General features: G+C 43.6%; 13 protein-coding genes. 8 read left to right on the forward strand and 5 right to left on the reverse strand.

Annotated features, from left to right (window positions below; genetic code table 11):
• Nucleotides 1-102 precede the first annotated feature (102 nt).
• Nucleotides 103-669, forward strand: a complete 567-nt coding sequence (locus ViNHUV68_RS08730; protein ID WP_038172657.1) for a hypothetical protein — start codon at nucleotides 103-105, stop codon at nucleotides 667-669.
• A gap of 100 nt (nucleotides 670-769) precedes the next feature.
• Here ViNHUV68_RS08730 and ViNHUV68_RS08735 read toward each other — a convergent pair whose 3' ends face one another.
• Nucleotides 770-1357, reverse strand: coding sequence for a TfoX/Sxy family DNA transformation protein (locus ViNHUV68_RS08735; RefSeq protein ID WP_391087433.1), 588 nt, complete (start codon nucleotides 1355-1357; stop codon nucleotides 770-772).
• Nucleotides 1358-1712: 355 nt separating this feature from the next.
• On the opposite strand from ViNHUV68_RS08735, the gene ViNHUV68_RS08740 reads away from it, so the two are divergent.
• The 5 genes from ViNHUV68_RS08740 to ViNHUV68_RS08760 all read left to right on the forward strand — a co-directional run bounded on the left by ViNHUV68_RS08740 (nucleotide 1713) and on the right by ViNHUV68_RS08760 (nucleotide 7109).
• Complete coding sequence (locus tag ViNHUV68_RS08740) at nucleotides 1713-2633, forward strand: HDOD domain-containing protein (protein ID WP_391087436.1); 921 nt, start codon at nucleotides 1713-1715, stop codon at nucleotides 2631-2633.
• A gap of 19 nt (nucleotides 2634-2652) precedes the next feature.
• Nucleotides 2653-3558: a LysO family transporter gene (locus tag ViNHUV68_RS08745; RefSeq protein WP_391087438.1), complete on the forward strand. Its 906-nt coding sequence runs from the start codon at nucleotides 2653-2655 to the stop codon at nucleotides 3556-3558.
• Nucleotides 3559-3673: 115 nt separating this feature from the next.
• Entirely contained in the window at nucleotides 3674-4186 is a 513-nt protein-coding gene (locus tag ViNHUV68_RS08750; RefSeq protein ID WP_391087441.1) for a hypothetical protein, read from the forward strand.
• A 130-nt stretch (nucleotides 4187-4316) separates the two neighbouring features.
• Nucleotides 4317-5975: a pyridoxal-dependent aspartate 1-decarboxylase PanP gene (gene panP / locus ViNHUV68_RS08755; RefSeq protein ID WP_391087444.1), complete on the forward strand. Its 1659-nt coding sequence runs from the start codon at nucleotides 4317-4319 to the stop codon at nucleotides 5973-5975.
• Nucleotides 5976-6254: 279 nt separating this feature from the next.
• Nucleotides 6255-7109, forward strand: a complete 855-nt coding sequence (locus ViNHUV68_RS08760) for a MurR/RpiR family transcriptional regulator (RefSeq protein WP_038172669.1) — start codon at nucleotides 6255-6257, stop codon at nucleotides 7107-7109.
• A gap of 30 nt (nucleotides 7110-7139) precedes the next feature.
• Here the strand turns inward: ViNHUV68_RS08760 and ViNHUV68_RS08765 are convergent, their stop codons facing one another.
• Nucleotides 7140-8393 carry an iron-containing alcohol dehydrogenase gene (locus ViNHUV68_RS08765; protein WP_391087447.1) on the reverse strand — a complete coding sequence of 418 codons (1254 nt, stop codon included), beginning with the start codon at nucleotides 8391-8393 and terminating at the stop codon, nucleotides 7140-7142.
• A 268-nt stretch (nucleotides 8394-8661) separates the two neighbouring features.
• Between ViNHUV68_RS08765 and ViNHUV68_RS08770 the strand changes: the two genes are divergently transcribed.
• Nucleotides 8662-8928, forward strand: a complete 267-nt coding sequence (locus tag ViNHUV68_RS08770) for a GrxA family glutaredoxin (protein WP_009841803.1) — start codon at nucleotides 8662-8664, stop codon at nucleotides 8926-8928.
• A 92-nt stretch (nucleotides 8929-9020) separates the two neighbouring features.
• Here the strand turns inward: ViNHUV68_RS08770 and ViNHUV68_RS08775 are convergent, their stop codons facing one another.
• The 3 genes from ViNHUV68_RS08775 to ViNHUV68_RS08785 form a co-directional block, all read right to left on the reverse strand.
• Complete coding sequence (locus ViNHUV68_RS08775) at nucleotides 9021-9917, reverse strand: helix-turn-helix domain-containing protein (RefSeq protein ID WP_391087450.1); 897 nt, start codon at nucleotides 9915-9917, stop codon at nucleotides 9021-9023.
• 146 nt (nucleotides 9918-10063) lie between these two features.
• A complete protein-coding gene (locus tag ViNHUV68_RS08780) occupies nucleotides 10064-11083 on the reverse strand; it encodes a serine aminopeptidase domain-containing protein (protein ID WP_391087453.1) in 1020 nt (339 codons plus the stop codon).
• Between the two features lie 26 nt (nucleotides 11084-11109).
• Nucleotides 11110-12048, reverse strand: a complete 939-nt coding sequence (locus ViNHUV68_RS08785) for a DUF2860 family protein (RefSeq protein ID WP_157631108.1) — start codon at nucleotides 12046-12048, stop codon at nucleotides 11110-11112.
• A 422-nt stretch (nucleotides 12049-12470) separates the two neighbouring features.
• Here ViNHUV68_RS08785 and ViNHUV68_RS08790 point away from each other — a divergent pair, with 422 nt between their 5' ends.
• Entirely contained in the window at nucleotides 12471-14153 is a 1683-nt protein-coding gene (locus tag ViNHUV68_RS08790; RefSeq protein WP_391087457.1) for an aspartate:alanine antiporter, read from the forward strand.
• The last annotated feature ends 63 nt before the right edge of the window (nucleotides 14154-14216 follow it).

The following is a 14216-nucleotide window of genomic DNA, read 5'->3' on the forward strand; positions in this document are numbered from 1 at the left end:
ATAGTGACTGTTGCTATGATGCATTATCATGTCGTAATGATGTCATGGCGCACACGTCGCTAAAGACCAAGGAAATTAACAAGATATAGGTTTATCGTCCATATGCGTAAAACAATCTTAGCTGCAGCCCTAGTGCTTGCATCGGGCCAATCATTCGCTCAAACCGATCCAAACAGCCCAGCAGTAATGAGCAACTTCAGTTATGACTACTTAGAAGCTCGTATCGGCGCAAGCCCTGTTACCTTTGGTGCTGCTATAAGTAAGTCGATCCACCCTAATGCTCACATTCTTGGTCGTGTCGATTCTGAATTTGAAGGCGATTATGATGCGTCTGCAGGTTTTGGCTTTCACGCTCCAATCAACAACTGGGCCGATTTCACTGGCGAAATGTTACTACGTTTAGTTGATACTGGTAATGAGCGTCGCAGTGGTTACGGCCAAGGCACCAATACTGGTATGGAGCTAAATCTAGGCATCCGTCAGTGGTTAGGTCCACAACTTGAAGTCGGTGGAAAAGGCGGTTACGTATCGATTGATGATGATGACAAGTGGATTGGTTCAGCTTACGTTCGTTTCCACTCGACAGAACTTTTCTCAATCGGTGGCGAAGCACGTATTAATGATTTCTACGGTGACCAATTAATGTTCACCACTCGCTTTAAGTTCTAATTAACGTCGAGCTAAAAAACCGAGGTCATCACCTCGGTTTTTTATGCAAATCCGTTTGCTTGAGCAATCCCTCCAAATAAAGGAGTGGATAAAATTAGTTTTAGTGACAATTAGCCAGTAATTGGCGTTTACGCGGCTCCTGGATTAGTTTCCAATGAATGCCTTCTATCGCACCTGCAAACTTCCACAATAACTTCACATCAACATCGCTGCCATAAGCCTGCTTCACTCTAGAGAACACCGCTGAAGGGCCAAGCTCAACAAAAGTATCGACATCTTCTATTCCGGCTTTTTTGACCATGCGCTCCAGTGTTAACTGCATATTGGGTAAATCACGTAGCCGGCGATTAGCATATGAACGTTTATATTCACGCTCAGAAACCGAATAGGTAATAGATTCTTCGACAAGACGGGCTATCTTGCTGTCGTTGGTCACAAAGAGCGTGGTGACATCATAGTAGTTTACCGTTGCCGTTGTCTGTTTTTTAACGTGACGATACTTTTCGCAGCCTAGTTGCGATAACTCGTTATCGAGCTTCTCACCACCACGAATAAAAACATGGTCGTTACTTATTAAGGCAAACATAGCCTCTTCTTTAAACAGTCCAGTACCACCAAACATCGAGCGTTTTTGAAAGTCGCCAAACTTTTTAACGTATTGAATAAACTTTTGCTCTGTCATATCCATTGATCCTTAATCAAATACCCCGATTAGTTAAGATCACCAGATAACAGCAGTAATAAGCGAATTAATTATTTGCGCTCAAGCAGTATTATTTTGTTTTGCGAGGCTTAAGCGATATTGCGTAGTACGAATGATAGTTAACGAAACAAATTAAGTCTGTGCATATATCACATCAATTGCATTGGATTAGCTGAACATCGAGATTAATGTCACACTCTATTACTTTTCATAACCGACGTAATTTGATTTATGGCGCAAATAAATCGCTACACAAATTATCATTTAATACTATCTAGTGATTGCTAATATATCGGTGAAAACGTTAAACTGTTTACAGTATGATAATTGTATAGATCCTATGAATCACCTCTCTTTTTATTGGCTACCAGAAAATGGTGACCTGTTAATCAAAGGAATCGAATCCGAGTTCTCTAGCTTGATTGAAAATTCAATCAAGAGCCACAAGATCTCGCTACCCCCGATCCCTGATGTTGTGTTAAAGATTCAACAACTTTGTACCCAAGATACCACCACTATCTCAGATGTTGCTGATTGCCTGTTTGAAGACCCTGGCTTGGCCGCTATTGTAGTTCGCGTTGCCAATTCAGTGATATTCAATCGCCGTAATATCACCTGCACTGACTTAATGACCGCGGTTTCACGTTTGGGTATTCTGCGTGTCCGTGACATCGTGACAGCCCAAGCTATTGAACAACTTAAGCATTCGGTCAACTTAACTCACTCGTGCAACAAAATCCTTAGTCAAAGTGCCGCCAATTCACGTGAGTTGGCCGCAACGATGGTATTCGTCACTCAGGGTTTTAAAGAGACTGGATTAGCCACCTACAACAACCTTGAAACCGACAAAGCTCTCCTTACTGGTTTATTGGCTGACATTGGCCTGTTTTGTATTGTTAACGAGTACCACAACTACTTGGAACAAGGTAACTACCTAGCAGAAGATATCGCTTTCCAGATATTTGATCGACAGTGCTCTAATGCAAGTAAGTTGGTGCTAGACACGTGGGGTTTTGACCAAGACTTCCTCGAAGTGGCTTCTAACCAAACTATCAGTTCATCTGACGTAGCCGTCAGCTACTTAGATGTCGCTCGTATCGCCAATCATATCCTTATGTTCCGTCGTCAAGATGAAAACATTGACGACCATACCGTTGAATTTGACGTTACTGGTGCCGATATACTGTACAAACTCAGTAATTTAAGTGATATTGAGTTCAACACACAGATAGACGAACTCATTCGCGCAAGTGGCCTCTAACCACTAAATAGGATTTACCATGTTTTCAGGGATGATATTTATTTTTGCCCCACTGGTGGTAGGGTACTTTATTTCTATTGCCAAACCATCTGTACTTGAAAAAATCAATGCTGCAACGGCGAACCTAATCTATGTCATTCTGGCTTTGATGGGACTCAGCCTAGCCGCTTTGGATAATCTCGGCCAAAACCTGCAGTTAATCTTAAAGACAACCGCTGTCTTTTTTAGCTGCTTAAGCCTAGCAAATTTAGCGGTATTGCCGCTGATTGATAAGTGGCTACCGATCCAAACCGATGCAAGTAATACCAAGCTTCCTTTGTCATCGATGGCACTTGAATCTGCCAAGCTGATTATCGTTGTCGGCGGCGGCTTAGCGATCGGCCTTATGCTGCCTTTCGACCTGAGTTGGGTAGACACCGCCAGTGAATGGATATTGTTTTTACTGCTGTTTTTTATTGGTATTCAATTACGCAACAGTGGTTTAACTCTGCGGCAGATACTACTCAATAAGCATGGAATGGTCATTGCCCTAGTCATTATTGCTAGCTCCATGATTGGCGGAGTCATCTCTGCAACAATACTTCAAATTGATGTTTTTCAGGGCCTAGCAATGGCATCTGGATTCGGTTGGTACTCACTCGCGGGAATTTTAATGGGCGACGCGTTTGGTCCGGTCTATGGCGGTGCTTCTTTTATGATTGAGTTGCTACGTGAGCTGATCGCCCTAGTTTTAATCCCGCTCTTTATCCGCAACAAACCTTGCACCTCAATCGGTTATGCTGGTGCAACAGCAATGGACTTTACACTACCAGTGATTCAAACCACAGGAGGTGTACGCTGTGTACCCATTGCCATTGTTAGCGGATTTATATTAAGTCTTTTGGTACCCGTTTTGATGTTATTCTTTGTCTCTCTTGCAGGCTAGATCGCAGAATCATTAGCGAAAATCTCTATATTATGCCGGGTTAAGTCCACTAACTTTAATCAACACTAAAACAATAAAAGCACACTTATAATAATTATCTTCAAAAGGAATCACTATGAAACGTACTCTTGTTGCCCTGCTGCTTGGCGCCGCTGCTTTTACCGCCTCTGCCACTGACAACGAATGTTTGTCGCAAAAGTACGATGCCTATATCGATGCTTCGCTTCACTGGTATGAAGACTTGTCTCAGCTGACAGCACAACAGTATCCAGATCTGAGTGAAGTCAGTGAATGGTTCCTGCAAGGTCGTCAACATCACTTTGAGCTCAATCGAGCTGCTGTGCATTACTACCTTAAACAAGATCCAACTAAAGTGGCGACCAACCAGCCTGTCGAAGCTTGGCTACAACTAGAACAAAAAGACATTAAAGTGCTTTCATCACGCAGCGATGAGTTAGGCAAGTTGGCGCAGACGACCTTTAGCGACCGTCAATCTCAACCGCATGAGAAGAACTACGAACTGCGCTCTGCGTTTGCAGATTTACTCAGTCACCCGACAAAAATAGATGCGGCATTGAAACGATATAACAAGTCAATTCAACAACTTGAAATGATCAACTGTCAATAGAAACACTTTTTTTGCCAGTAGTATTTGTCACTTGAAAATATTAAGATTCGTTAATTAAGACGGGACATTGTTCCCGTTTTCGTTTAGATTGTCCCGCTTGCAAGAAAGATGATTAGAGCAAAGTCGCTGTATGATAACGGAACATAAAACGGCTGATGTGAATTTTGAGAGCTTATTGCGCATATTCACAGTACCTGAAGGGCCGGACTCAACGTTAACCCAGATTGAAGAAAAGCTATCACGCAACTTAAACGAGTTTTTGCGTGATCATATTGTTGCCGAAGAGAAACCGCTTCGAGATATCGAAAAAGATTTTTCCAACGCCACTATCCCTGAAAAACCAGAATTTGTCTCGGATCATACCCAACACTTGCTCGATACACTTGTCTCGCAATCCGTTCATACTTCTGCCCCAAGCTTTATCGGCCACATGACGTCAGCGCTACCGTATTTCTTAATGCCGTTGTCGAAAATCATGATCGCGCTCAATCAAAACTTGGTGAAAATTGAAACATCAAAAGCCTTTACGCCACTAGAGCGTCAAGTGCTCGGTATGCTCCATCGTCTTATTTACGGTCGAGATGATAGCTTTTACGCCCAGTGGATGCACAGCGCCAATCACTCGTTAGGCGCATTTTGCTCAGGCGGAACCATTGCTAATATTACCGCTCTATGGGTTGCGCGTAACAATGCATTAAAAGCACAGGGTGACTTCCAAGGGGTAGAAAAAGAAGGTCTATTCAAAGCCATGAAGCATTATGGTTATGAAGGTCTTGCTGTATTAGTCTCCGAACGTGGTCACTACTCGCTTAAAAAAGCCGCAGACGTTCTTGGTATAGGTCAAGAAGGTTTAGTTGCCGTCAAAACCGATAACCAAAACCGCATCTGCCCAGAGGCACTTGCTCAGCGCATCACCGAGTTAAAAGCTAACAACATCAAACCTTTTGCAGTCATCGGTGTGGCAGGAACCACTGAAACCGGTAACATCGACCCTCTGCAAGCCATTGCAAAAGTTTGTCAGCAAGAAAATTGCCATTTTCATGTGGATGCGGCTTGGGGCGGTGCAACACTGATGTCGAACAATTACCGCCATTTACTAGCCGGCGTCGAGTTGGCTGATTCCGTCACGATTGATGCCCATAAACAGCTCTACATCCCAATGGGCGCTGGAATGGTATTGTTCAAACAGCCTGACGCGATGAAATCCATTGAACACCATGCGCAATATATCTTGCGTAAAGGGTCTAAAGATCTTGGTAGTCATACCCTAGAGGGTTCACGATCTGGCATGGCGATGTTAGTCTATGCTGCAATGCATATCATTAGCCGACCTGGTTATGAGCTTCTTATCGATCAGAGCATCGACAAAGCCAACTATTTTGCCAACTTAATCGGTCAGCAAGAAGACTTCGAATTAGTCTCGCAGCCAGAGTTATGCCTGCTCACTTACCGCTACGTTCCTCAACGAGTGCAAAATGCACTGGAAAAAGCTCAAGGTGAACATCGAGTAACACTCAATGAACTGCTCAATGAACTGACCAAATTCATTCAAAAACGCCAACGAGAAACGGGAAAATCGTTTGTATCGAGAACGCGCCTCAACCCTGCTAAGTGGGATCATTTGAACACTATTGTATTCCGCGTGGTGCTAGCCAATCCATTGACGGGCTGCGACATTCTAAACCACATTTTGCAACAGCAACGTGAAATTGCTCAGCAAGCACCAAAGCTGATGGCGCAAATCAATCACACAGTGGAACAGATATTCAGCGCTGACAATTCAGTCTGAAATTTTATTTCTGAAATATTGTAATTTGTCTATCAACTTAAGCCTCAAAACAAAAATTTATCCAACTTTAGAAATCAATTCTGTAGTTTAAACAAAATTTTGTTTGAGGCTTGTCATAGAATGACTAATTGCTTGACAGAAAAGTTGTCGTAAATCTTTTGCTTAGGTTTATACTGGCCCTATGGCGCTGGATTGCACTTACCCTTTGGGAAACAGTTTGTTACCCTTTTTCATTTTGGGTATATCCAGTGAGTTGTTCTCTATACCCTCGTGAACACTATGAATACATTAGAAAAAATTCAAAAAAACCTAGAAAACTTTAGTAAGTCCGAGCGAAAAGTAGCCGAAGTAATCATGGCTTCACCGCAGACTGCTATCCATTCTAGTATTGCTACGCTAGCCAAAATGGCTGATGTAAGTGAGCCTACTGTTAATCGTTTTTGCCGCCGTTTAGATACTAAAGGCTTCCCCGACTTCAAGCTGCACTTAGCACAAAGTCTTGCCAACGGAACGCCATATGTAAACCGTAACGTTGAAGAAGATGATGGCCCTGACGCATACACGCACAAGATTTTCGAATCGACCATGGCGTGCCTCGACGTGGCTAAAAATAGCCTTGACCCGATGCAAGTTAATCGTGCCGTTGATCTGCTAACTCAAGCAAAACGAATTTCGTTCTTTGGCTTAGGTGCCTCGTCGGCGGTTGCGAAAGATGCACAAAACAAATTTATTCGCTTTAACATTCCGATTACCTGTTTTGAAGATATCGTAATGCAACGCATGAGTTGCATTAACTGTACTGATAACGATGTTATCGTACTGATCTCGCATACTGGTCGGACGAAGAGCCAAGTGGAAATTGCCAATCTCGCGCGTGAAAACGGCGCAACAGTGATTGCAATTACTGCTAAAGACTCACCTCTTGATAAAGCAAGCTCGTTGTCTATATCACTCGATGTGCCAGAAGATACCGACGTATACATGCCGATGGCAAGTCGCGTTGTTCAAATGACGGTCATCGATGTCCTCGCAACAGGCTTTACGCTTCGTCGTGGTTCTGGATTTCGTGAGAACTTAAAGCGTGTAAAAGATGTGTTGAAAGATTCTCGCTACGATAAACTTTCACAGCTATAAATGACGAAGGAGCACACAAGTGCTCCTTTTTTATTCGCTACTTTGCAGCCGCCCTTCATCCTGACGATAACCTTGGTGAATGATATCTGCTTTAGAGCTTGATTCGAGTTGTTCACCTTGCTGACACTCCCCACCACATTGACAGACCTGATCTAATATATACATCAAGCGTTGGATAGTCAGTGGTATCGGGTTGCCTTTGATCGCGACCGATTTCAATGCATCTTGGGCGACAGACTCAAACGATGTACTGCATACTCCAAAGCTATTGAGCTTCGGCAGTGGCAGCTTATCGAGCATCATATTAACCCACAATATTCCATCGTCTCGGTGTGCATTCACACGGCCAGTGAGAATTTGCGCCAGTTTTTCATAACGATTGAGGATATCGTCTCGGCCAGCAAGTGTCGCGGCCCTGATGTTTTCTTGCATCACATAAGGCGCAAGTTGGGCTGTAATGATACTGTGCGGCGCATGAAGCTTACCACCTAATGCTGACGCCAATCCATGTGCGGCTCCGAGCTTAGCATTGGTCATTGCCATTCCGCCGAGCATAGCGGCAAAAGAGAGATCGCTACGCGCTTGTGGATCATCCTCAAGACAACCTTTCATGATAGCACCGCTCAGTTTACGCAAACCTTCTTCACAAATCATATCGGTCAATGGATTCGGCTCGCCACACACATAGGCTTCCATTAAGTGAGTAAAGGCATCCATAGCACCGCGCGCTGAGGTTTGTGTATCAGTGCCATAAGTTAATCTGGGATCAACAATCGCAACATCCGCGAGCATTTCTGGACTACGTAGACTGACCTTAACTCGATCTTGCCCCGAACGCAGTACCGCATTGCGTGTTACTTCAGAACCAGTACTCGCCGTGGTGGGAATGGCGATAAAAGGGATGGGCTTTGCTTTAAGCGGTACATTCCTGCCGACGACTTCGACATAATCATACACATCGCCTTGGTTGGGAATAACCGCTGCCAACGCTTTACCCATATCGAGCACACTGCCACCACCAATGGAAACCACCATATCAGGCTTGAATTTTCGCCCAACCAACGCCACTTCTTCAACCATGGTAATGTTAGGCTCACCGCGAATGGCTACGTGTTGGTAACGCATATTTTGATGATTCAAGTAGTCGATGACGAGTGCTGAGCGTTGAAGATTTTTGCCGCTAACTAAAAGGACACTATAGCCAAATTGGTTGAGTACCGACAAAGAGCGCTCCAAAGCACCTTCTCCAAATATAATTCGAGTGGAGGTCATAAACTGAAACATGCTAGATACACTCCCTGTCACTGGCGTAGTAATAGCTTGCCTTTTCCGTAAAAGAATAAAATTGACTCAGTGCAACTTGTTGGTATTAACCCTTATTTTATTGCGTCTTTATAGAGCTAAAGCACATTTAAAAATACGCCGCCTGGCCAGTAAAGGTTCAATTTTTAGTCGATAGATTTCACCTATTAAACTAACAGGCAATTGCCACTTTATTTCCGTTTATGATTCGGGCATAGTTGCAGGTAACAAAATACAGGAGAAAAACAATATGTTCGTAGTTATCTTTGGTCGCCCAGCTTGTCCTTTCTGTGTTCGTGCAAAAGAGCACGCAGAAACACTGAAAGCAAAACGCGATGATTTCAACTACCGTTATGTAGATATCCATGCGGAAGGAATTTCTAAAGCAGATCTTGAGAAAACTGTCGGCAAACCTGTAGAAACCGTCCCTCAAATTTTCATCGATCAAGATCATATCGGTGGCTGCGACGAATTCGAAGCGTACGCAAAAGAACATCTTGGTCTATTCGACGAATAAGACCAGACTGCTCAGTGAAAGCCGCGATTATCGCGGCTTTTTTGTTGCTTGTGACGAATTGCCATACGCACTGCCATAGCACAAAAGGTTAATCAACGAATAGGGAGTTGAAACGAAAACGTCACTCCCCCCGTTAACGTCGGTTCAATATCACGAATCATTTCAACCAAAAAAGCACGCTCATCAATCTCTAATTGCTGTTGTTCCGCAATATCGAACAAGGCTTCAAGTGCGGTGCTGTAAGCAATATCAGAGAGCAAGTAAACCTCAGCGCACAGGTAATATCCTTCGGGGATAATAAAATCGTATCGCGCGTGATCCACTTGCCAATCACCAATAACAGTTTCAATGTGACTCCAGCTCTTCTCAAGTTGGTTTATAGGTGTTGCGCCTAATAAACGCACTGATCGATGACCATACTTTGCAAATACTCTATCCCAATCTGGATTATCCAGAGCAATTTTTTTCATGCCTCTTTTGGGATACCAAACTTGTTCCATTGGTATCGACTTTGCCAGCTCAGTTTCAACAGAATAATGTAAGCCTGGATGAGCAAGTTTTGCGATAAAGTCCGAGGTCTCACGAGGTGTAGACTCAGTACCTATTTTTCGAATTTGCTTAGCAGTAAGCCCCAACTCTCTTTTTAGCGCCTTAGCTAAAGCCTGAGAGGTGGTAAAGCCGCAGTGTTGGGCAATCTCCAGAACAGAGATAGGGTGATCATTGAGCAACAAGTTAACCGCGAGCTGAAGGCGCAAGCGACTCATATATTGGCCCGGAGTCTCATGAAACAACTCGGTAAATTGGCGGTGGAAATGATAGGGAGAAATCGCACTATCGGCGGCAATATTTTCCCATGACCGAGACTCACTTGGTTCTTCGTGCATCTTTTTCAAGGCAAGGACAAAGCGTTTTTTTAGGTGCTTCGGTAATGACGCTAATAACGCAATTTCGGGCACCAACTTAAACACTGGCTTGACATGATCAGGCATAGACAATGACTTTAACAGGAAGACCGAATTACTATCGCCCGACCACCGATTAAAATCAAACCCATTTCATGCTGTATTCCCAAAACGAGACGCAAAGCAAAGCGCTTTTGATGGATCGATTCAAGCGCTGGCTAAAATGCTCTTTTTCATGGTGTTTCGCTGTCGAGTTTCTCAAGCCAAGCTGAAAGTGTCGTGAAAAAGTCTGGCGCGTAAGCACGCTTACCGAGCAACAATAACTTAACCAGAGATATTAAGTCATTATTCTCATCGTCGAATTCAGGGTATTTGAGTAAACCATGAGTCGCATCAGGGATAATTTTAATCATGGCGTTATCTTGCCCGTTGTAGATTAACGTTAGCTCATTGTAGGTATCCATAACATCGACATACACATCATTGTCACCGAGTAAAATCAGTATTGGTTGCTTGATGTTCAAATAATCCTTTGTTGCATCTGACCAGACATTTTTTCTAACAAAGTTGAAGCGTTCTTCACTCATTACCGCTTTTTCATCAGCAAACAGCTTTACATAGTTGGCATAACTTGGACGCTCTTTCCAAAACAACCGCTCTTGTTGATGCCTCTGTCTCGCGTGACGAAACTGAGCAGAGCTGGCCTTTTCACGTTGCAATTTAATTTTTGTCATATACCAACTTTGATCCAACCAGTTCATCGCATAGCCAACTCCAACCATAAAACTGATATCTGGATTATTTCGCATCAATGCGGGAGCGACCCATCCAGCCTGACTAAACCCCATCACACCAATGGTTTGAGCCTTATCCGGATAGTGTTTCTTTACGAAACTAATCGCGCTACGCACCTCACTTTGCCTATTCAACATTGATTGCTTAAGCCAGTTGCCGCCCGATTGACCGACGCCAGGTTTGTCCCAGCTAAAGACTGCATAACCAGCATCTAGAAACACTTGCCAAATTTCATCATAGTAACCATCAGCATCATATGGCGTCGCACCATCACCTGATATAAAAAACACCACGCCTTTAACCTTGTGTGCGTCACTCGGCGATTTGAAATAAGCACTAAGTGTGTAGCCGTCATGTTCAAAACTCAGCCGCTGCTCAGTCACATTCGCCAAAGACACTTCACTCCAACACAGGAGAACCAAGAAAACCATTAACGACTCTAACTTTATGATTCTCATATTAATAATCACTCTTCCACAATAGATTAAAAACGATACAAGCCGCCCAAAAGAATAGTGAACTCTTGCTGATTGTAAAACGCAATGTTTGACTGTGACTGCTCATAAGCCAACTGACTAACAAAACTGACTTGATCAAATCCCAAAATGTTTACCTCTTCGAATGACAGACTTAAGTGAAACCTATCTTCCTCCCTGATTTTTTCGAAGATGGGATGCTTCGCATCGTATTCACTGGTCGAAAGTCGACTATCAATGACGAAAGTATAAGGATGGACAAATAATGTCGCGCTTAGCCCTACACCTAATTTATCGAACGCATTGGCTTTACCTTGTGCACTGTCTATTTGATAAAAAAGGCTTGGTTCAATGAAAACATCGGCTGAAAAGGGAATGGGGAATGAAATGTTGGAAAAATAACCATTGCCATCTCGATTGAGTAAGCTATTTGGTGTCATTTCTCTTCCAACCTCCCGGTCATAATAAGCTAGATTCAACGACATGTAGTGGTGTTCGAATTTCAACCGATATACATTACCCTTGATATCGGTTTTCTCTCTTGCGTTATTAAGTAAATACGGGTTAGCCCATACTTCTCCCGTGACTAATGTTGGCGCGACTGCGACGGTCAGCGATGATGCGCTGTTCCATTGATTTGTATAGCCAATTTCGAGAGCAAGCACGCCTCGAACAAAAGTATCCTCATTTTGACCAACAAATATTTGATGATCATTGATTTGATAACGAACCTGACCTAACGGAATAAGGTTGCTAGTTACTACGCGATTCCCCTCATGGTTTAGTGATGAAAGTCTATTGTCATCTCCAGTGTTTAGGTTACTTTGAATTTCATTGTAAATAGCTACGGCCCCAACACTTCCTGACAGTCCTTGTCTTGCAGCTAAAATGTCACTTGATATCAATGACATCACTACAGACATAGCCACGAGTAAATTTGTTTTCACAATCTCTCCCTTACTTTTTATAGCGCTCAATCTTCATCTTTGACAAAAAAGGCGATGACTGCTCTCCACCAGTTATGATGAGAATTGTTCCATAGCTTTAGCGTTAAAAAGTGTCCCAACTTGCTGAATGCAAAATAACGAAATGGAAGTGGTATCGATGTAAAAAGCTCATTTAAGAGCAACTTCTTAGAAGAAATTGTCGTGATCGGGATGACTAAACGACTCACTAGACTCGCCCAATCCGCGCTTGATTGGCTGCCTCTCGCAACGCTGAAACCTTATAAAACTAATAGAATAGTCAACGGTTAACGACACCCTGTGTAAACTAATAGTAAAATATAAAATATTTCACTTATTTTTTAGTCATATTCAGATACAATTCGCGCATACAACCACCCTCGGCCGCAATACAAGAATCGCCCGTGAATATTGACGTAGTACTTTTGCTAGAACAAAACCCCATTTTGCTCATTTTTGTCGTGCTTGCTATTGGTTTAGCGATCGGCAAGATCCGCTTTGGAAGCCTACAGTTAGGTAACTCAATCGGAGTCCTAATTACCTCATTAATTATGGGCCACCTTGGCTTCACCTTTAATGCGGACGCTCTCACTATTGGTTTCATGCTATTTATCTACTGTGTAGGCATTGAAGCGGGACCAAACTTCTTTGGTATCTTTTTCCGAGATGGAAAACACTACTTTATTTTAAGCCTGGTGGTACTCGTTACGGCCTTGTCAATTACCTACTTTTCGTCCCACTACCTTGGGCTCGATTTTGGTCTTTCGGCTGGAATGATGGCGGGTGCACTCACCTCAACTCCGGTATTAGTGGGAGCCCAAGATGCCCTGAACTCAGGTTTAGCTACAATCCCACGCAATATGGCATTTGAGCAGGTAATTGAAAACCTTTCGGTCGGTTATGCTATGGCCTATCTGATTGGCCTTATTAGTATGATTATGTTTGCAAAGCTACTGCCTAAACTACAAAAACAGAATTTGTCAGATTCTGCGCAGCAAATAGCTAAAGAACGGGGGCTTGGCAGCTCTGGGCAGCGTAAAGTTTACCTCCCCATTATTCGTGCTTATCGCGTCGGACAAGAGCTGATTAACTGGACAGATGGCAAGAACCTACGCGAGCTGGGGATCTATCGTCAGACTGGGTGTTACATCGAGCGTATCCGCCGCAACGGTATTTTAGCCCACCCAGACGGTGACGCCATATTACAAGAGGGCGACGAAATTGCCCTCGTTGGCTTTCCTGATAGCCACGCTCGCCTCGACCCAAGCTTTCGTAATGGTAAAGAAGTGTTTGACCGAAACTTACTTGACCTACGAATCGCAGAAGAAGAGATCGTAGTAAAAAGTGACGCGATTGCTGGAAAGCGTCTCTCTGATCTCAACTTATCAGAGTATGGCTGTTTCCTTAACCGTGTTGTTCGTGCACAAATTGAAATGCCGATGGACCTAGATATCGTGTTGGCCAAAGGGGATGTACTGCAAGTTAGTGGCGAAAAGAGTCGAGTTCATGGTCTCGCTGAGAAGATCGGTTTTATCTCGATTCACAGTCAAATGGCGGATTTACTGGCCTTCTGTAGTTTTTTCATCCTCGGTGTGCTGTTTGGTTTAATTACCATGACATTTGGTCAAGTGTCCTTCGGTTTAGGTAATGCTGTCGGCCTACTTCTGTCCGGAATCACACTGGGGTTTTTACGCGCGAATCACCCTACATTTGGCTATGTTCCCCAAGGGGCACTGAACATGGTCAAAGATCTTGGCTTGATGTTCTTTATGGTCGGAATCGGCTTAAGTGCGGGTGGAAAAATGTTTGACCACCTGTCACAGGTTGGCCCACAGGTCATTGGTTTGGCGTTTTTAGTCAGTGTGGTGCCAGTCGTCGTCGCTTACCTAGTTGGCGCTTACCTATTAAAAATGAACCGCGCACTGCTGTTTGGCGCCATCATTGGCGCACGGACTTGCGCTCCTGCGATGGATATCGTCAATGACTATGCGAAATCAACCATTCCGGCGCTTGGTTATGCGGGCACCTACGCCATCGCCAATATACTGATGACCTTAGCCGGTACGATACTGATTATCTTAAGCTGATATTGAGTATTCTCAATTTAGAAAAGTAAAAAGGCTTCCCGCGGGAAGCCTTTTTTGTATTTC

The sequence above is a fragment of the Vibrio sp. NH-UV-68 genome (genome assembly GCF_042940635.1).
In the GTDB taxonomy this organism is placed as follows: Bacteria; Pseudomonadota; Gammaproteobacteria; order Enterobacterales; family Vibrionaceae; genus Vibrio; species Vibrio pacinii.